The sequence below is a fragment of the Alkalibaculum bacchi genome, from assembly GCF_937875145.1.
Taxonomy (GTDB): Bacteria; Bacillota; Clostridia; order Eubacteriales; family Alkalibacteraceae; genus Alkalibaculum; species Alkalibaculum bacchi_A.
On the sequence record NZ_CALNCS010000250.1, the window covers coordinates 1 to 19,146 of the forward strand.

Here is a 19,146-nt window from a genome sequence, read left to right on the forward strand (position 1 = left end):
CTATTAATCCCTTTAGTAGTAATAATTTTCATATTGATGAAGAAGATATCTTCTTTAATTGGCACAATATGGATTTATGGGTCAATCTAACAATAGATTTAAAATTTGAACTCCAAATCCTAATAAAAACCGACCATATGAATGAATCTACATTTTACAGTATTATGAGCAAATTTATCGATCATAGCATCTACCGCTACGGTATAAAGATTATAAAAAAATGGACATTCATTAATAGCGGTGACACCGCTTTCTACCAAAACCCTATGCTCATCGATAATCTAATCAAAGAGAAAATCAAAAATGCCAAGCTTAAATATGTTCTTGAGCTATAGAGGCTGCTAAGTTTTTACTATTTTGACAGTATAATAATTGGATTTATTGCGCATAATAAAATAATATCAAAATACGTATTTTAAGATTATAACAGATATGAATAAGGAGACTTACAATGAAAAAGGATCGATTTTATTTGACTCCTGCAGAAATCTCTTTAGAAGCCATTGAAACAGGTGTCAAAAAAGTAAAAACAAGCACAATAAATCAAATTGTTTTAGCCATTTTAGCAGGAGTGTTTATTGCCTTTGCCGCAGAAGGCTCTAATATGGCAACTTTTAATTTACTAAGTAAACCTGAAACCTATGGATTAGGAAGAGCCTTAGCTGGAACCTTATTTGGAACAGGCCTTATGTTAGTTGTCGTGGCAGGAGGGGAACTTTTTACAGGGAATGCTCTTATTATAGCTGGAGTATTAGAAAAAAGGATTAAAATCACCCAACTTCTTCACAACTGGCTCTTCGTCTACCTTGGCAATTTTATAGGCTCTATGCTTATTTCCTTTATGATGAATGAGTCTACTTTATTTAATAGTGGAAATTATGGTCTAGGAAGTATGACAATACAAATTGCCTATGGAAAAATCTCATTAGGATTTATGCCCGCTTTTTATCTTGGAATCATGTGCAATTGGCTCGTATGTTTAGCTGTGTGGATGGCTTATGCCTCTAAAGATATGATCGGTAAATTATTTGCGGTATTTTTCCCTATACAGCTTTTTGTCACCTCAGGCTTTGAACACAGTGTTGCAAATATGTATTATATTCCTGCAGGCATTATGGCAAAGTCTAACCCGAATTGGGCAATGTCTTCTCAGTTAACCACAGAACAATTAACAAACTTAAATTGGGTTACTTTATTTACTCGAAATCTCATACCCGTCTCTTTAGGTAATATCATTGGAGGAACCATATTTGCAGCCGGCGCCTATTGGTTTGTATACGTAAGAAATAACCCAGATCGAATTATTCCTGATAAGACTGAGGATGAGTAGCTGCAGTTATTAGCTATTGAAATTTTATATTTCTCAGTGGGTATTGCGTTGCGGGATACAGAAAGCGAAAAATTTGCATCACTACTCTTATGGTCTAATTACCATTCAATGCTTTCTACATCCAAGGGATTTTTATTTATTTCAATGGAATTAATCTTTCCGCTCTTTACTCGAATCACTTTATCTCCTATATCGGTCAAGGCTAGATTGTGAGTAATGATTACCACCGTCATTCCTGAACTTCTGCACGTATCTTGTAAGAGTTTTAATATGGATTTACCTGTCTTATAATCTAGGGCACCTGTAGGTTCATCGCACAAGAGGAGCTTTGGATTTTTTGCTAATGCTCTAGCTATCGCTACTCTTTGTTGTTCTCCTCCAGACAGTTGAGAGGGAAAGTTATTCTTTCGATCTTGCAAACCTACACCAGATATAACCTTCTCAATATTTAGAGGATTGTGGCTTATTTGAGTAGCTAATTCTATATTTTCTTTTGCTGTTAGATTTGGCACTAAATTGTAAAATTGAAAGACAAAGCCTATATCATGTCTTCTATAATTAATTAATTCTTTAGAATTAAATTTGCTTATTTCAACATCATCTACAAATACATTTCCGGAAGTAAGTCCATCCATTCCACCTAAAATATTGAGTATGGTGCTCTTCCCTGCACCGCTAGCTCCCGCAATAATAACAAATTCGCCTTTGTCTATAGCAAAATCTACTCCAGATAAAGCTTCAATGTCTACTTCACCCATTTTGTATATCTTTTTTACATTTTTAAACTCGATATATTTTTTCATCATGTCCTCACTTCCTCTTATTATTCTCGTAGTCTATTATTACGTCTATAAAAGCTTTTCCATAACGGGTCATCTTTACTTCTCCTACTCCTGATACACCTAAAAATTGGCTCTCTGTAGTAGGTCTTAGTTGACACATAGATCGAAGGGTAGCATCACTAAATATGATAAAGGCAGGAACCCTTTGCTTCCCCGCTATTTGACCTCTCAATTGGCGTAAAGCTTCAAAAAGCCCTTCATCTACTTCTTTGTAAACAGCGCTCTTCTGCTTTTTATATTTTGATTGTTCTACCGTCAAATCCTCAACTTCTTCTGCAATCTTCATAGTCAAGATATGTTCCTCATTCATAAAATCCATTGCCTTTTCAGTAACGCCTACTGTAGGAAACTCTGAGTTTGTGATGGATAAATACTTGTTAAGAACTAAAAAATTGATGATGCTACGAAGTTTTTTTTCAGTCAAACTAGCGCAAACACCATAGGTGGGCAATTGATCTAAATTTAAGCGAAGAATCTTCTTTGCCTTGCTACCTCTTAGGGTATCGATAATTACCTTGATGCCAAATCTTGAATGAGCACTGTTTATGCAAGAGATGATTTTTTTTGCTCTTTCTGTAATATCAATTTCTTCAAAATTGTTCATACAATTAGAGCAATTACCACAATGATTTTCGCTCTTATCATCAAAATAATTTAATATGTACTCCCTTAGGCAATCTCTAGTATGACAGTAATAAGTCATAATTTTCAAACGTTCCCTATCTTTTTCTTTCACCAATTTAGATGTTTCTTCATCTAGCTCTTCGTTTTGGCTACCGTGCTCAATTAAAAATTGGTTGGTCATTACATCTTGTCCATGATACAACAAAATGCAATCAGCTGGCTCCCCATCACGCCCTGCTCTCCCCGCCTCTTGATAATAAGACTCTAGATTTTTAGGCATATTATAATGAATGACAAATGATACATTAGACTTGTCAATGCCCATGCCGAAGGCATTGGTTGCAACCATAATTGGACTATTGTCGTAAACAAAAGCCTCTTGATTATTTTTACGCTCTTGATCCGATAATCCTGCATGATAGCGAGTAGCTTTATACCCATCTAGATTTAGATTATTACACACTTCTTCTACATTTTTTCTCGTAGCGCAATAGATGACGCCACTCTCACCTGAATGAGCTTTTAGAATCTTCAAGACTTCTGCGTATTTATTACTTGGTTTTCGCACTGCAAAAAATAAATTAGGTCGATCGAAGCCTGTGGTCGTAACATTTGGCTTTTTTAGTTGTAAAATATGAATGATATCCTCTCTTACTTCTTCCGTAGCCGTTGCAGTAAAAGCGCTAATAATAGGACGAGATGGAAGCAAATGAATAAATTCCTTGATTTTTAAGTAGCTGGGTCTAAAATCCTGCCCCCATTGAGATACACAGTGAGCCTCATCAACGCTAATCATAGAGATTTTGTTTTCACTGGCGAATTCTAAAAATTGCGTAGTTGTCAATCTTTCCGGCGCAACATAAATAATTTTATAGCGGCCTTCCTTTGCATATCGTAATGCAAGAGAATATTGCCTATTTGACAAGGAACTATTTAAAAAAGCTGACGGTATTCCAGCTTGATTCAATGTGGTTACTTGATCTTTCATTAAAGATATAAGAGGCGAAATCACCAAAGTAATTCCTTCTAATAAGACAGCAGGTATCTGAAAACAAATAGATTTTCCTGCACCAGTAGGCATAATGCCCACAGTATCCTTTCCTTGAAGTATACTATCAATAAGCTCCTCCTGCCCCATCCGAAACTGTTCATAACCAAAATATTCTTTTAACACCCCATACTTATCTTTTATCATATGACCGCTCCTTAGTGCATTTCATCATATGATTATATCATACTAAGGTGGTAAGCTTATCACCTTAGTAATCAGGTATATAATCATGATCTATCGTAACTACGCAATTATAACATGAATCTATTTCTTTTACTTTATCATCGATGATTTCTATCAATTCTTCATTGCTGTATTCAAAGCTATATGGCACGACTACATCAAAAATAAGATTAGAATGGCTTACTCCCCATACTACCCGAAAATCGTGTAAACTCAATTCTCCAGAGATATTATTGATTGTTTTTATTACTTTTTCTCTCAATTTATTTGTCTTTTCGTCACTTGTAATAATAGGGTCTAGGTGAATGACTAGATTGATTCCTTCTTCTTTCATGAAATTTCGCTCAATATTGTCAACAATATCGTGACTGACCATAACATTTTTTTCTGCTGGAACTTCGCAGTGCACTGTCACAAAAATTTGACCTTCACCATAGCTATGCACTTGCAAATCATGTAGTGACACAATACCATCATAGGACAGTATTTTCTGATAGATATATTCTACCAATTCTTCTGATGGAGCGGTTCCCAACAAAGGGCTCACTGTATCCATGATTAATTTTATGCCACTGATGATGATTAAAATGGCTACCACGAGACCTAAATACCCATCTAAATTAAAGCCAGTATAATACGTGATTATAATACCTAAGAGAACTACTGCTGTAGATAAGATATCGTTTCTACTATCTATAGATGTAGCTATTAAGGTAGTGGAATCAATTAATGTGGCTATCTTTTTATAAAACAAGTATTGCCACAGCTTTCCAAGTATTGCCACAATCAATACACCTATAGAGATCATGCTAAATTCCGCTTCTTGAGGGTGAAGAATTTTGTCAAAGGCGTTTTGAAATAATTGAAATCCTAAAAAGCAAATTAAAAAGGATACAATCAATCCAGAAATATACTCCATTCGAGCATGACCGTATGGATGTTCTTTATCTGCCGGCTTTCCAGATATCTTAAATCCAATTAAAGTAATAAAAGATGAACTAGAATCCGATAAATTATTAATGGCATCTGCTGTGATGGCAATACTATTAAAAACAACACCTACAGCAATCTTAATGGCAAATAGAATTAAATTTGTAACAACGCCAACTATGCTGGCAAATTTACCATACTGCTGACGCACTTTTGAATTTGTGGTGTTTCTATAGTCCTTCACAAATAGTTTTATAAGAATATTAGTCAAATACAATTCCCTCCATATGAATTTATTACATAAAAGATACTGTCTCCTATTATACTATTTTATACTGCAAATATTCGAGTAAAAGAACAATTATTGAGTTATTATTGAACAATGGTTAAACGATTGTTATTAAATCGTGCATTTTGCGTTCTCAATCCTACATTGTTTTATTTTTCCACCTTCGGTAGACAAAATAAGACACCACTGACAAAAGAACAGTTCCCACTAAGGCAATTATAAATTCAGGTGAGCTAGGATTTGAAATGGCCGTGCCCATAAAAGTTGCAGCTAACATACCAGGAAAAATCCCCAACAAAGATCCTAAAATATAGGGTGTAAATTTTAATTTAAAAGAGCCTAAAAGCATACTCACTAGATCACCAGGTAGCACGCTTACGACTCTTAAAAAATAAGAATAAAACCATGGATTTTGAACGATAGACATCTTAGTTACGTCGTCAAATTTTTTATGCTTTCTCATGATCTTCATAACAAAACCTCTGCCCACAAATTTTCCAATAAAATAAGGAATCACAGATGTGACAAAGGAGCCAATAATATTAACCATAATTGCCCACAATGGCGAAAAAAGCATACCCGCACTTATATTTAAAACAATTAGAGGAAAGACAATCGAAATAGACTTTAAAGCGTATAATCCAATTAAAATACAGGCTGCAAGAAATGGGTTTTCAGGTGTGTATTTTACAATATCCGCCACACTGATATCTTTAAACTGAAATCCAACAACAATCCCAATGATAATCAGAGCAATGGGCAGTATTTTAATAAACCTTAATAATGATTGTGTGGTCTTGCGTTCCATCTTCTATACACTCCTTATATAAATAGCTTGCCCAAATGGAAGTTGGTTAAACCGTTTGACAGAATGTGCACTTCGCAAACAAAGTCATCTAGAGCGAAGCGAAGATCCCCTACGAACGAACTATCAAAGTATATACTATATAATACAAAAATTTTATATCAATTAAACAATGAAAAATGAACATTGAATAGTACAAACATACAACACCTTACATGGTCTGATTATAACTTTTCCTTGTTCACTACTCACTGCGACATAAGTCGCATATTTGCTGACCACCTAATAAAAAAAGAGCAAATCACTAAGTGACTCGCCCCTTATCTATTTACTCTTCTATTCCAGGTAATTGTAAGATTGCGCCTTTGTCTGCAGATGTTACTAGATGTGCGTAACGAGCTAAGTAACCTGTTGTCACTTTTGGTGCTCTTGGTTTCCAGTTTGCCCTTCTTTTTTCTAATTCTTCCTTAGATACTTCAAAATCAATGGTATTTGCATTGATGTCGATTTTGATAAGATCCCCTTCTTCAATCAAGGCGATATTTCCTCCTACTGCTGCTTCTGGAGAAACATGGCCAATAGATGCACCCCTAGAAGCTCCACTAAACCGACCATCTGTAATTAGAGCAACAGTGCTACCTAATCCCATGCCTGCAATGGCTGAAGTTGGATTTAACATTTCTCGCATACCTGGACCACCTTTTGGACCTTCATATCGGATGACTACTACATCTCCAGCTACAATTTTTCCGTCCTTAATAGCTGTAATGGCATCTTCCTCACAGTCAAATACTCTAGCTGGACCTTCGTGTTTCATCATTTCAGGGGCAACAGCAGATCGTTTTACTACGCAAGAATCTGGAGCTAAATTCCCCTTTAATACTGCGATTCCACCTGTTTCACTATACGGTTTTTCAATCGGTCGAATGACTTCCGGATCTGTATTGATACAATCTTTTATATTTTCTCCAACAGTTTTACCTGTACATGTTATTAAATCCGTCTTAATAAGTTTTTTCTTATTTAATTCATTCATGACTGCGTAAACGCCACCTGCTTCATTTAATTCTTCAATATAGGTGTGTCCCGCAGGAGCTAAATGACATAAGTTTGGCGTTCTAGCACTAATTTCATTTGCAATATCTAGGTTTAGCTTTACTCCTGATTCATGAGCTATAGCTGGTAAATGAAGCATGGTATTTGTGCTACATCCAAGAGCCATATCTACAGCTAATGCATTCATAAAAGCATCTTCTGTCATAATATCCCTTGGTTTAATATCTTTTTCTAGTAATTCCATGATTTTCATTCCAGCATGTTTTGCCAATTGAATTCGTGCAGAGTATACAGCTGGAATGGTTCCATTTCCTTTAAGCGCCATTCCGATCACTTCTGTAAGACAATTCATACTGTTTGCAGTATACATACCAGAGCAAGATCCACAAGTTGGACAAACTTTGTTTTCAAATTCTTCTACATCCTCAAGGCTCATCTTTCCTGCACTATAAGCGCCTACTGCCTCAAACATAGAAGATAAACTAGTTTTTTGTCCTTTTACTCTCCCTGCTAACATAGGGCCACCACTTACAAAAATCGTAGGAATATTAACTCTAGCGGCCGCCATTAATAGGCCTGGAACATTTTTATCGCAATTAGGTACCATAACCAGTCCATCAAAAGCGTGAGCCATTGTCATCGCTTCTGTAGAATCAGCGATTAAATCTCTAGTCACAAGAGAGTACTTCATTCCCAGATGCCCCATGGCAATCCCATCGCAAACTGCAATAGCTGGGATAACAACTGGCGTACCACCTGCCATAGCAACGCCCATTTTTACTGCATCTACAATTTTATCTAAATTCATATGCCCTGGGACAATTTCATTATAGGAGCTTACAATACCGATAAGAGGTCTTTCTAATTCTTCTTTAGTCATACCAAGAGCATTAAACAAAGAACGATGTGGAGCTTGTTGCATTCCTTTTTTTACTGAATCACTTCTCATTTCTTCATCCCTTTCAAAATATTCTGAAAATTGTATATGTAAAGTTCTATTTTTGTTGATTAATATTTCTATTTTAATACATCCATCCATTTTTGACAAGGGCGCAACTACTAGATAACGAATACATTTCAGTTCTAAGTTCTATGTTTTAAGTTCTAAGTAAAAACAAAAAGTCACCCAAAGGTGACTAAATGCTTTTACATAGAACATAGATCTTACAACTTAGAACTTATTTTGTTCCAAAAATTCGATCTCCAGCGTCGCCTAATCCTGGAACGATATAGGCGTTTTCATTTAGATCTTGATCTACTGCAGCGCAGAAAATCGGAACATCTGGATGGTCTTTGTGTATTCTTTCAACACCTTCTACTGAAGCAATAATACAAACCCATTTTATGTTTTTAACGCCTCTATCTTTGATGAACTGAATAGCAGCAGATCCTGAACCACCTGTAGCTAACATTGGATCAAGTACAATTACTTCACTTTCATCTGCATTTGCAGGAAGTTTACAGTAATATTCTACAGGTTCTTTTGTATCGTGATCGCGATATAATCCAATATGACCTACCCTTGCAGTTGGAATTATTTTTAACATTCCTTCTACCATTCCTAAGCCAGCTCTTAAAATTGGCACTAGGGTAACTTTTTTATCCGTTAAAACTTTCGTCTTTGTCTTTGCTATAGGTGTTTCAATTTCTATTTCTGTTAATGGAAAGTCTTTTGTAACTTCATAAGCCATCAGCATAGATACTTCTTCTACCAATTCTCTAAAGGACTTTGAGTTGGTATTTTTATCTCTTAAAAGCGAGATTTTGTGTTGAATCATTGGGTGATTAAAAATATACACATTGTCTTGTTCATCTATCATAATAAGCTCCTCCTACGTAAATCTATTAGTCTAAAATTCATTTTATTTTAGCACAATATGTCGCTTTTGTACATGAAATATAATAAGTCTTAATACTAAATTACCTAGTTTAAAACAATTCACAATAAAAAATCCTACTTCTAATATCACTTATATTCTGATAATATTAATAATATATTAATCACAAGCAATATTTGTTTAATTTTATCGATTTATCTGTTATCATATTGTAGGTTATTATTATTATTAAGGAGGACAAGATGACTTTAGAGATGACGATTGGTCTCATAGGAGGTTTGGGACTATTTATTTATGGAATGAATCTTATGTCAGATGGTTTAAAATCCGTTGCCGGGGATCGAATGAAACGTCTTTTAGAAATTTTAACAAATAATAGGATTATGGCGATCTTTGTGGGTACTGTTGTGACTATGATTGTACAAAGCTCTAGTACTACAACAGTAATGATTGTTGGATTTGTTAATGCTGGACTAATGAACTTAATGCAAGCTGCTGGTGTCATACTTGGTGCTAATATTGGTACTACAATTACCGCACAATTAATCGCATTTGATATTGCAGGTATCGCACCCTTATTTATAGGTATAGGTGTACTTGTATCGCTCTTTGCAAAGAAGAAGAAAAGCCGACAAATTGGTGGAATTATTTTGGGTTTTGGTATATTATTTGTAGGCATTAATACCATGTCTGATGTTATGAGACCATTAAGAGATAATCAAGGATTTATTGATATTTTAATTTCTTTTGGGCAGAACCCTCTTCTTGGTTTACTAGCCGGTGCAGGAATTACAGCTATTATACAAAGCAGTAGTGCCACAGTTGGTCTACTTCAAGCAGTAGCTATATCTGGTGCTTTTGATGGCATAGCTGGAACAAGCCCCCTAGCTATCATTATCCCTATTATATTAGGGATGAATATTGGTACTTGTGCAACTGCATTATTATCCTGTATTGGTACTAATGTAACAGCAAAGAAAGCTGCGATCATACATTTATTTGTCAATATCATGGGTTCTATTTGGGTAATGATCTTACTAGGGGTGATCAATTCCGTTACAAATGGCAACAATCCATTTTTTGAGTTTTTAGCCACAATATCAGGCAATCGAATTATAGATGGTCAAAGCATACCTGATATAAATAGACAAATTGCTAATTTCCATACTATATTTAATACTACGAATATGCTTATTTTGCTTCCTTTTATGACTCCGATGGTTCGCTTTATAGACCGATTATTGCCGGATCAAATTAATCCTGAGGAACTTAGGGTTCAATTTGATGAACGTATCATGGAAAATCCATCTATTGCTATCGGTCAATTAGTAAAGGAAGTTGTAAGAATGGGTGGTCTTGCAAATAAGAATTTGACCCAATCCGTAGAAGCTCTTCTAAACAAAGATGAGGTATTATGTGAAAAAGTCCGAAACAGAGAAAAACTAGTAAATGAATTTGAGAAAGATATTACCGAGTATCTAGTACTATTATCAAACAAATCTTTATCTGAGAAAGAACATAACCGTGTTTTAAATTTATATAATTGTATTCACAATATAGAGAGAATCAGCGACCATGCCGATAATTTAGCTGAACTAGCTCAGTATCGTATTGATAATAAGGTTAGTTTTAGTCATACAGCAGTTGATGAATTAAAAATAATGATGAGTACCGTTATTGAGACGAGCCAAAATGCTATTAAAGCCATTGAGACATATGATCGTTCTATGGCTGTAAAGGTCCTTAAGAAGGAAGAAGAAATTAACACTATGGAAGAGCAATTAAGGACAGGCCACATCGACAGACTGAATAAACAAATATGTAAGCCAGCTACTGGTGTGATTTTCCTAGACATCATAGGTAATTTAGAGAGAATAGGAGATCACGCTACCAATATAGCAGAGTTGATTTTAGATTAAGCAAGAAAGTGCCTTTGGCACTTTAGATATCAGCAATCAGCTTCTAGCCATCAGTGCTAGGTTCAAGTCTGGCAGGTCAAAGATTCAACTACATATAAAGATAACTTATATAGTAGTAAAATTTAAAAGTAGAACTTTCCTATTCGCTTAAAAAAAGGAGCAAATTACTAAGTAATTTGCTCCTTTTACATCCTTATTTTCTCAAATCCATCCATAATCCTATTTAAAATAAAAGCCCTAAAACTAAAACGGTCATTACAGCACTTATTGCAACAGTCAAAAGACTTTTTTCAAAATATGCAAGAAGAATTGCTACTAGTGTTCCCCCTAAAGAAAAATACATATTTTCTGTGGAGTAAAGAATACTAGGAAAAGTCATAGCTCCAAGGACAGCATATGGTATGTAGTATAAAAAGGACTTAATAAATGGAGAGGTAATCTTTTTTGTAAAAAGGCCTAGAGGCAAAAATCGAATGCCATAAGTGATAAGTGCCATCATAGCCACTGGAAGCAATATATTATTCAAGTTTCTTCATCCTCTCTAGGAAAAAGCAAAGCGCCCAATGCTGATGCCACCACTGCCGCTAAAATAACTACCCAACCTATGGAAATTTCTTTTAGAACAGGAGTATATGTAAATAAAGAGCTAATTCCTACAGCTACAAGTATTACTATTAGAGCTGCTTTAGAATATTTAGCTGCTGGAATGATTAAAGCTATAAACATAGCGTATAGTGCAATTCCCATAGAGTCTTGTAAAACAGGAGGTAAAATGGAAGTTGTCAAGCCTCCAAGAAGGGTTCCAAGAGCCCAGCCACAGTAGGGTCCTCCAATAAGCCCCATCATATAGCCAAATGTAATTTGTCTTTTTTCTAAAGAAGCCACTGCAAATATTTCATCTGTTATGCCGAAGGCAATAGCTGCTCTCTTTATAAGGGACAGTGGCATAATCTTTTGAGATAAAGATAAGGACATAAGCATGTAGCGAATATTAATAACAAACATACTCACACAAAGTTCAAATAAAGAACCTCCACCAATAATAAGATTTACTCCAGCAAACTGACCTGCTGATGTAAGATTCGTCATAGAAATTACTAAAGCAATCCAAACAGGAATTCCTCCCTGTACAGCCATTAAACCAAATGTAAAAGATACAGGTATATAACCAAGCATAATAGGCATGCCTTTTTTAAAACCATCTTTTACATCTATGATAAAGGTTCTATCTAAAGGAGTGTTTCTGTCTCTTTTGCATATGGAATTTGTGTCCATTCTACTACAACCTCCATTTTTAAGAAAGTGCCTGGATACACTAAATTAACCCTAGTTACTGCTTAGGTCATCCTGAGGAGCTTGAGACGAAGGATCTCACATTCTTTCGAGTATGCGCCAGTGTTACTTTTTTGTTCTATCATTCTATAAATGAATTATCAGAGTTTACATACTGTGAATTCTTGTAGTTAATTCGCACGGATCCTTCACTTCGTTCTGGATGACGTGGGGTAAGCGCTTAGGTCTTTACCTCACCCGAAGGCGAGAGGAGGTTTTGCTGACCACCTTACCACCTTACCACCTTACCACCTATTTATCCAATTGCCTTTTCTAATCTCTTCATAACCCGATTTTCACCCATGATCTGCTGTATAGACCACACATCTGGAGATATTGCTTTGCCTACTATCGCTAGTCGAACAACAGTGCTTACGTCGCCTACATGACCTTTGTATTGATCTGGGTTTTTCTTAAAGTCTTTTGGTTTTGCAGCGTATCCATTGGCTACAGCAATTTCTCTAATCTTAGCAAACCACTCACTTTGATCGTCACCGTGGTTATAGGTATCTAAATAAGCTCTTAAAAGCATCTTTGCTTCAGATTCATCCATGTTTTCAGGATAAGGGTCTTCCACTTTAAAGAATTCATCAAAGTAATAAGAGATAAATTCAAGAATTTGCTTACAGTAGATTAAATCTTTACGTGGATTGCGATCTTCTCTTCCAACAGATAATAATTTTACAACCTCTTCTTTGTGAGCAGTCAATAACGCTACGATATCGCCCTTGTACTCTTTAGCCCATTGTAGGAAAAATTCGTAAATTTCTTCTGCTGGTATTTTAAGCATAACATTTTTGCTAATGTCATTCAGTTTGTCTAAATCAAATAAAGCTCCTGAATTACTCATCTTGCTTAGAGTAAATTCAAACTCATTAATATTCTTCTCTGGATTTTCAATTCTCCACTCTTCAAAGTTTGAGTTTAAAATCGTCATCAAGTACTCTCTTACCGATGCAGGATGATAACCTAGACTTTTGTAATAGTTTAGCCCTAATTCAGGATCTTTTCTCTTAGAAAGCTTTCTCTTCACTCCATCATCCATCTTCATTAAATGAGCTGTATGGCAATACACTGGCAAATCCCACTTTAATAAAGTAAACAACTCATAGTGAATCGGTAAAGTAGAAAGCCACTCTTCACCTCTTACTACATGAGTAACTTTCATTAGGTGATCATCTACAACATGGGCAAAATGATAAGTAGGAATGCCGTTAGCCTTTAAGATGACGATATCTTGATTGTTTACAGGTATTGTAAGTTTACCTCTAATGGCATCTTCTATTTCAAAGGTGTCTTCTTCTTTCCCCATGGATTTTAGGCGCAGAACATATGGTTTATTGTTCTTTAGATGTTCTGTAATTTGTTCTAAAGTCAAATCTCGGTCTTTTGCCCATTTACCGTAGTAACCTGTGTTCACATTTTCTTCTACTTGTTGTTTTCTGATTTCTGCCAATTCCTCTTCTGAGCAAAAACACGGATAGGCTCTACCTATTTCTACTAAATACTTGGCGACAGTCTGATAGATTTCTCCTCGATGGCTTTGAAAATAAGGTCCATAATTCCCTATTTCTCCATCAATTGTAGCGCCTTCATCAAACTTTAAGTCAAAATACTCTAAGGAGGAGATGATGGTTTCTACAGCACCTTCTACTTTTCTTTTTTCATCTGTATCTTCTATGCGAAGCATAAATACGCCATGGCTTTGATGAGCCAAGCGTTCGTCTACAAAAGCTCCATAAAGATTTCCTAAGTGAATAAAACCTGTTGGACTTGGCGCCAATCGTGTAACTTTCGCCCTCTCACTTAAATTTCTATTAGGAAATACAGTATCTTCGTAATAAGATATTGACTTTGTTATTTCTGGAAAAAGCAATTCAGCTAATTTTTTATTGTCCATTTTTCATCCTCGATTCTTTTATATTTTATATATAGTAAGCGACTTCCACGCCTTGTTACTGGCTTTAGCAGTTTCTAAATGTTACTTCATTCTAAAAGCGCTGAAAGCGTAAAGCGGAAGTTTTGTCACCTTCGGTGAGTTTTTCCTTTCCACATTCAGCTTTTCGCTAAACGAAACGAAAGACGGCTTCCCTCGTCTATTACACGAAAAACCGTCCTTATATACAAAATGGTGACGTATAAGGGAATCCAACCCTTGATTTCACCCAATAATTATACACTAATTTATTAAGTAATTCTATGGTTTTCTAATTATTTGTAATAATATAAAGAATATAAAGACTTCATATCCAATAAGATTACTAATATAATAAAATTGTAAATTTCAAGATGTTTTATTTTGATTCTATGAAAATATTCATTGCAGAACAATGGCACTTAATATAAAATGATTCTGTATTTATTACATATTATTACTAAACTCGACACGCATTTGTAAACAATGCAAAATAATTTAGGAGGAAATGAATGATAGAATTTATTTTTGGTCTTATCGGTGGGACCGCCCTTCTCATGTATGGAGTGGACATGATGGGAGACGGCTTAGAGAGAGCTTCTGGAAAACTAATGAAAAAAATATTGTCTGTTCTAACCGGAAATATCTGGAGCGCTTTTTTTGTGGGTATTGCAACGACTGTACTCGTTCAAAGCAGTACGGCTATAACTGTATTAACTGTCGGCTTTGTTAATTCTGGTTTAATGAACCTATCTCAAGCTATTGGAATTATCTATGGTGCCAATATTGGTACCACTGTTACAGCCCAACTCATGGCATTTAGTTTTAAATTTAAACTTACAGAAATAGCTTTACCTGTTTTAGGTCTAGGCTTTGCTATATCTTATTTTGCAAAGAAAGACGTTATTAAAAATATAGGCAGTGCCATCATGGGATTTGGCATAATGTTTTTAGGCTTAAAGATTTTAAACTCAGGTGTTCCGTTTATTCAAGAAAGCGAGTCCATCCGATTGTTCTTCCAAGATTATGCCTCTATTACTATAATAGGGATTATACTAGGTGCAGTTGCCACTGCTATGGTTCATAGTAGTAGTGCTACCGTTGGTTTAGTGCTCATGTTAGGACAGGCAGGTGTTATCACCTTACCTGGTGCAATTGCCATTATGCTTGGAGATAATATCGGTACATGTATTACTGCTCAGTTAGCCAGTGCAACTGGTAATATTAATGCTAGAAGAACCGCTTGGGCACATACCTTATACAATATTATTGGCGTTGCGATCTGTGCAATTCTAATTGGACCTTTTATCAACCTCATAGAGTTCTTTACTCAAATTATGTATGGCAGTTCAGAAATTGGGCTTCAAATTGCCAACTCTCATACTGTATTTAATGTAGTAAGTGCATTGGTGTTTTTGCCATTCCATAAAGTATATGTTACATTTTTAGAAAAAATAATTGTAGATAAGAATGAAGACACATTTGAACACTTAGACAAAAATCTTTTAACTTCGCCAGTAGCGGCATTTCAGGCTACATTGCAGGAGACACTTAGAGCACTAGACATAGTCAAGCATATGATCGATAAATCCCTTACTGCTCTTTATGAAAATAGCATGAAATGCTTGGATGAAATTAATAAAGATGAAGATATCTTAAACAAGATACAAATTGATATTACATCCTTTGTAGTAGACATATCAAAGCAAGGACTTACGAATCAATATTCTGCTATGATACCAGCCTTTATAAATTCCATTAATAATATCGAACGAGTTGGAGATCGTACCATAGAATACTTAAAAAATATCAGCACCAAAGTTGATAAACAATTACCTTTTTCAGAACTATCACAAAAAGAAATAGATGTATATAAAAATATTTTAACAACAATGATTTCTATCACTATAGATAGTATTGAAAACCGTGATTACTCTAAGGTAGATGAAATGAAGAGATTAGAAGATCAAGCAGATTCCTTTTATAACGCACTACTTGATAATCACATCAAACGACTTGAAAACGATATATGTAATGTAGAATCTGGAGCCATATTTGTAGATTTAATTGGTCACATGGAACGAATGGCAGACCACTTGTATAAAGTCTATATGACTTTAGTTGATGAAAATTTGTTGTCACATTTATAAAAAGTGCTTGGACACTTTAGTCTTTAGTCACTAGTATTAGGGTACTCCTTTAAGGTCATTTTACTATTAAAAGAAATAATGATAAGCATATTATGGTCTTTAAATAATAGAATTTTTCTTTTGCTCTAGTTACTACTTCTTTAAGACTAGGCATTTGCAAAATAAAGCAAATACTTAGTCTTCTCTTAATCCACACTATTTTTTATCTGAAAAATGAACTCCTAAGACTCCTCCTACAATAAGAATGGAGCCTATGATATGATAATATACAATTGTTTCTTTTAAGAACACTGCTCCTGCAATGGTTGTAATAACCGTAGACAGATTAGCGAAAACGCCCATTTTAGAGGCTTCTATTTTAGATAAAATATAGTTGTTCATAATGGATGTTCCTAAAGAAGAAAGTACACCTAAATACATTATAGATATTATAAAACTAAGATTTGATAAAGGTACGAAAAAATCACTTAATGTACCATTCGTGATATGTTTACCTACAGACAACACATTAAAAGCAATAAAACCAATTAAAATCATAATAGAGCTTATTTCGAGATGGCTAAAGTCCTTCCTCATCTTTCTTGCCATAACGCTATAGCTAGATGTAGATAAAGCTGCTAATAGCATTAAAATGGTGCCTTTTAAATTATTAAATTCTAGATTAACCCCCTTATTTATCGCTATATACATTACACCTATTACAGATATTAAAATTGAAAACTTCTGAAAAATCGTCGTCCTCTCTTTTAAAAAGTAAGTTGCTAGAATTAATGTAAATATAGGAGATGCAGCTAGTAAAATGCCTCCTTCTGCGGAAGAAATATATTGAAGAGCAAATGCTTGCAACGAAAAAAAGCCCAAAGGATAAAATAGAGATATGGGGATGATTTTTATCATTCTTTCTTTGCTAAATTCAACCTTAATCCATCTAAATCCATACGCAATGAAAAGACCTATAAATGCAGCTGAAAATCGATATGCTAATAAATCAATTGGATCTGCTGACTCTAAAGCAATTTTTAAGAACATAAATGATAAACCGACAATCAATGTATACACGGCTACTGATATATATACTTTTTTATTATAACCTCCCATAAAATATCCCCCTGATTTTTACTTTGTACCATAACTGCGTCTTCAAACAACTAAAAATGAATTTCTTTCTTAAAATCATCTACAATAGTATCATATTTTTTATAAGAATACCTGCTCTTAAGTAAATTTTCGCAGAAAGGCCCTACAAAGAATTGCATAGTAATTCATCAAAAAAAATACTTCTAAAAGAATATTAACACACAATATCCTTTTAGAAGTAAAAGCAATTACTTTTCCGTTAAATCTAATCGTACGAGAGCTCTTCTTAAGGCAGCCATTGCTCTAGCTTGATTTGCATTAGAATCTTTTAGCATTTTCTCTGCTCTTTCCTTTGCAGCTAATGCCCTGTCTACGTCAATCTCACCAGGCCATTCTGCTGCTTCAGTTAAAATCACAGTTTTATCTTTTCCGATTTTTACAAATCCGCCCATTAAGCTTGCACTTTTTTTTGTTTTATCCTCAAGAAATATTTTTATTTCACCTTCCGCTAGGGTTGTAGTTAGAGGGGTGTGGTGGGGTAATACAGCCAATTCTCCTTCAGTACCTTTTAGGATGATTTTGCCTACTTCCCCTTCAAAAAAAACTCGATCTACCGCAATGATTTGTAAGTTAAATGCCATATTATCCTAGCCTCATTTCGATGCTTTCATTGATTGAGCTTTTTTCACAGCATCTTCAATGGTTCCAACAAGTAAGAATGCTGCTTCTGGTAGATCGTCGTGTTTTCCTTGTAAAATTTCTTGGAAACCTCTAATCGTTTCAGAGATAGGCACATATTTACCTTCAAAACCAGTAAATTGCTCTGCTACATGGAAAGGTTGTGACAGGAATCGTTCTACTTTTCTAGCACGGCTAACGATAATCTTATCTTCGTCAGACAGTTCATCCATACCTAGTATAGCTATAATATCCTGCAGATCCTTGTACCTTTGTAGTATCTCTTGTACTTCCCTAGCTGTTTGATAATGGTCTTCACCTACAACTTTAGGATCCAATGCTCTAGATGTTGAATCAAGAGGATCTACAGCTGGATAAATTCCTTTTTCTGCGATAGATCGACTTAGTACCGTTGTAGCATCTAGATGCGCAAATGTTGTCGCTGGAGCCGGGTCTGTTAAGTCATCCGCTGGAACATATACTGCCTGTACAGAGGTGATGGATCCTCTACTAGTAGAAGTGATTCTCTCTTGTAATGCGCCCATTTCTGTAGCCAAAGTAGGCTGATATCCTGCCGCACTTGGCATTCTTCCTAAAAGAGCAGAAATTTCTGAACCTGCTTGAGTAAAACGGAATATATTGTCGATAAACAGGAGAACGTCTTGACCTGCTTCTTCCCTAAAATACTCTGCCATAGTAAGTCCTGTTAGACCAACTCTCATTCTCGCTCCAGGAGGCTCATTCATTTGACCAAAACATAAGGCTGTTTTCTCGATAACGCCTGATTCAATCATTTCATAATAGAGGTCATTTCCCTCTCTCGTTCGCTCACCTACTCCAGCAAAAACAGAGAGTCCCCCATGTTCTTTCGCTATATTATTGATTAATTCTTGGATTAAAACAGTCTTACCTACACCTGCTCCACCGAATAAGCCAATCTTACCACCCTTAGTATAAGGAGCAATCAAATCTACTACTTTAATACCAGTTTCTAAAATCTCTGGCTCTGTTTGTTGCTCTTCAAAGGATGGTGCAGGGCGATGAATAGGGTATTTCATTTTGCTTTTGACAGGAGGTTTTCCATCAATTGGTTCTCCTAATACATTTACCATTCGCCCTAATGTAGT

Annotated in this window: 16 protein-coding genes; 4 read left to right on the forward strand and 12 right to left on the reverse strand. The window is 35.2% G+C overall.

Features of this window, described 5'->3' with window-relative positions; translation table 11 throughout:
• Positions 1 to 335, forward strand: a 335-nt coding sequence (locus Q7P22_RS14200; RefSeq protein WP_303865043.1) for a hypothetical protein, incomplete at its 5' end; no start/stop codon positions are given.
• A gap of 116 nt (positions 336 to 451) precedes the next feature.
• Positions 452 to 1,330 carry a formate/nitrite transporter family protein gene (locus tag Q7P22_RS14205; protein ID WP_303865044.1) on the forward strand — a complete coding sequence of 293 codons (879 nt, stop codon included), beginning with the start codon at positions 452 to 454 and terminating at the stop codon, positions 1,328 to 1,330.
• Positions 1,331 to 1,428: 98 nt separating this feature from the next.
• Here the strand turns inward: Q7P22_RS14205 and Q7P22_RS14210 are convergent, their stop codons facing one another.
• From Q7P22_RS14210 to upp, 6 genes are all read right to left on the reverse strand, one after another.
• Positions 1,429 to 2,133, reverse strand: a complete 705-nt coding sequence (locus Q7P22_RS14210) for an ABC transporter ATP-binding protein (RefSeq protein WP_303865054.1) — start codon at positions 2,131 to 2,133, stop codon at positions 1,429 to 1,431.
• A gap of 7 nt (positions 2,134 to 2,140) precedes the next feature.
• A complete protein-coding gene (gene recQ, locus Q7P22_RS14215; protein ID WP_303865045.1) occupies positions 2,141 to 3,991 on the reverse strand; it encodes a DNA helicase RecQ in 1,851 nt (616 codons plus the stop codon).
• Positions 3,992 to 4,055: 64 nt separating this feature from the next.
• Positions 4,056 to 5,231, reverse strand: coding sequence for a cation diffusion facilitator family transporter (locus Q7P22_RS14220; RefSeq protein ID WP_303865046.1), 1,176 nt, complete (start codon positions 5,229 to 5,231; stop codon positions 4,056 to 4,058).
• 157 nt (positions 5,232 to 5,388) lie between these two features.
• On the reverse strand, positions 5,389 to 6,057 hold the full coding sequence (locus tag Q7P22_RS14225) for a TVP38/TMEM64 family protein (RefSeq protein WP_303865047.1): 669 nt from the start codon (positions 6,055 to 6,057) through the stop codon (positions 5,389 to 5,391).
• A gap of 325 nt (positions 6,058 to 6,382) precedes the next feature.
• On the reverse strand, positions 6,383 to 8,059 hold the full coding sequence (ilvD, locus tag Q7P22_RS14230; protein WP_303865055.1) for a dihydroxy-acid dehydratase: 1,677 nt from the start codon (positions 8,057 to 8,059) through the stop codon (positions 6,383 to 6,385).
• A 229-nt stretch (positions 8,060 to 8,288) separates the two neighbouring features.
• Positions 8,289 to 8,930 carry a uracil phosphoribosyltransferase gene (upp, locus tag Q7P22_RS14235; protein WP_303865048.1) on the reverse strand — a complete coding sequence of 214 codons (642 nt, stop codon included), beginning with the start codon at positions 8,928 to 8,930 and terminating at the stop codon, positions 8,289 to 8,291.
• 260 nt (positions 8,931 to 9,190) lie between these two features.
• On the opposite strand from upp, the gene Q7P22_RS14240 reads away from it, so the two are divergent.
• Positions 9,191 to 10,867 (forward strand): Na/Pi cotransporter family protein, encoded by a 1,677-nt coding sequence (locus Q7P22_RS14240; protein WP_303865049.1) that lies wholly within the window; start codon positions 9,191 to 9,193, stop codon positions 10,865 to 10,867.
• A 223-nt stretch (positions 10,868 to 11,090) separates the two neighbouring features.
• Here Q7P22_RS14240 and Q7P22_RS14245 read toward each other — a convergent pair whose 3' ends face one another.
• From Q7P22_RS14245 to gltX, 3 genes are all read right to left on the reverse strand, one after another.
• Positions 11,091 to 11,393, reverse strand: a complete 303-nt coding sequence (locus Q7P22_RS14245; protein ID WP_278278695.1) for an AzlD domain-containing protein — start codon at positions 11,391 to 11,393, stop codon at positions 11,091 to 11,093.
• The gene (locus Q7P22_RS14250; RefSeq protein ID WP_242981717.1) at positions 11,390 to 12,052 is read right to left on the reverse strand and encodes an AzlC family ABC transporter permease; all 663 of its coding nucleotides are present in this window, start codon (positions 12,050 to 12,052) and stop codon (positions 11,390 to 11,392) included. Before Q7P22_RS14250 ends, Q7P22_RS14245 begins: the two co-directional genes overlap by 4 nt.
• 403 nt (positions 12,053 to 12,455) lie before the next feature.
• Positions 12,456 to 14,099, reverse strand: coding sequence for a glutamate--tRNA ligase (gene gltX, locus Q7P22_RS14255; protein ID WP_303865050.1), 1,644 nt, complete (start codon positions 14,097 to 14,099; stop codon positions 12,456 to 12,458).
• A gap of 527 nt (positions 14,100 to 14,626) precedes the next feature.
• Here gltX and Q7P22_RS14260 point away from each other — a divergent pair.
• On the forward strand, positions 14,627 to 16,264 hold the full coding sequence (locus tag Q7P22_RS14260; protein WP_303865051.1) for a Na/Pi cotransporter family protein: 1,638 nt from the start codon (positions 14,627 to 14,629) through the stop codon (positions 16,262 to 16,264).
• Between the two features lie 195 nt (positions 16,265 to 16,459).
• On the opposite strand, the gene Q7P22_RS14265 is transcribed toward Q7P22_RS14260, so the two are convergent.
• The 3 genes from Q7P22_RS14265 to atpD form a co-directional block, all read right to left on the reverse strand.
• A complete protein-coding gene (locus Q7P22_RS14265) occupies positions 16,460 to 17,362 on the reverse strand; it encodes a DMT family transporter (RefSeq protein ID WP_303865052.1) in 903 nt (300 codons plus the stop codon).
• Positions 17,363 to 17,589: 227 nt separating this feature from the next.
• On the reverse strand, positions 17,590 to 17,982 hold the full coding sequence (gene atpC, locus Q7P22_RS14270; protein WP_113920307.1) for an ATP synthase F1 subunit epsilon: 393 nt from the start codon (positions 17,980 to 17,982) through the stop codon (positions 17,590 to 17,592).
• 12 nt (positions 17,983 to 17,994) lie between these two features.
• Positions 17,995 to 19,146 (reverse strand): F0F1 ATP synthase subunit beta (atpD, locus tag Q7P22_RS14275; RefSeq protein WP_303865053.1); only part of this gene is annotated, 1,152 nt, incomplete at its 5' end.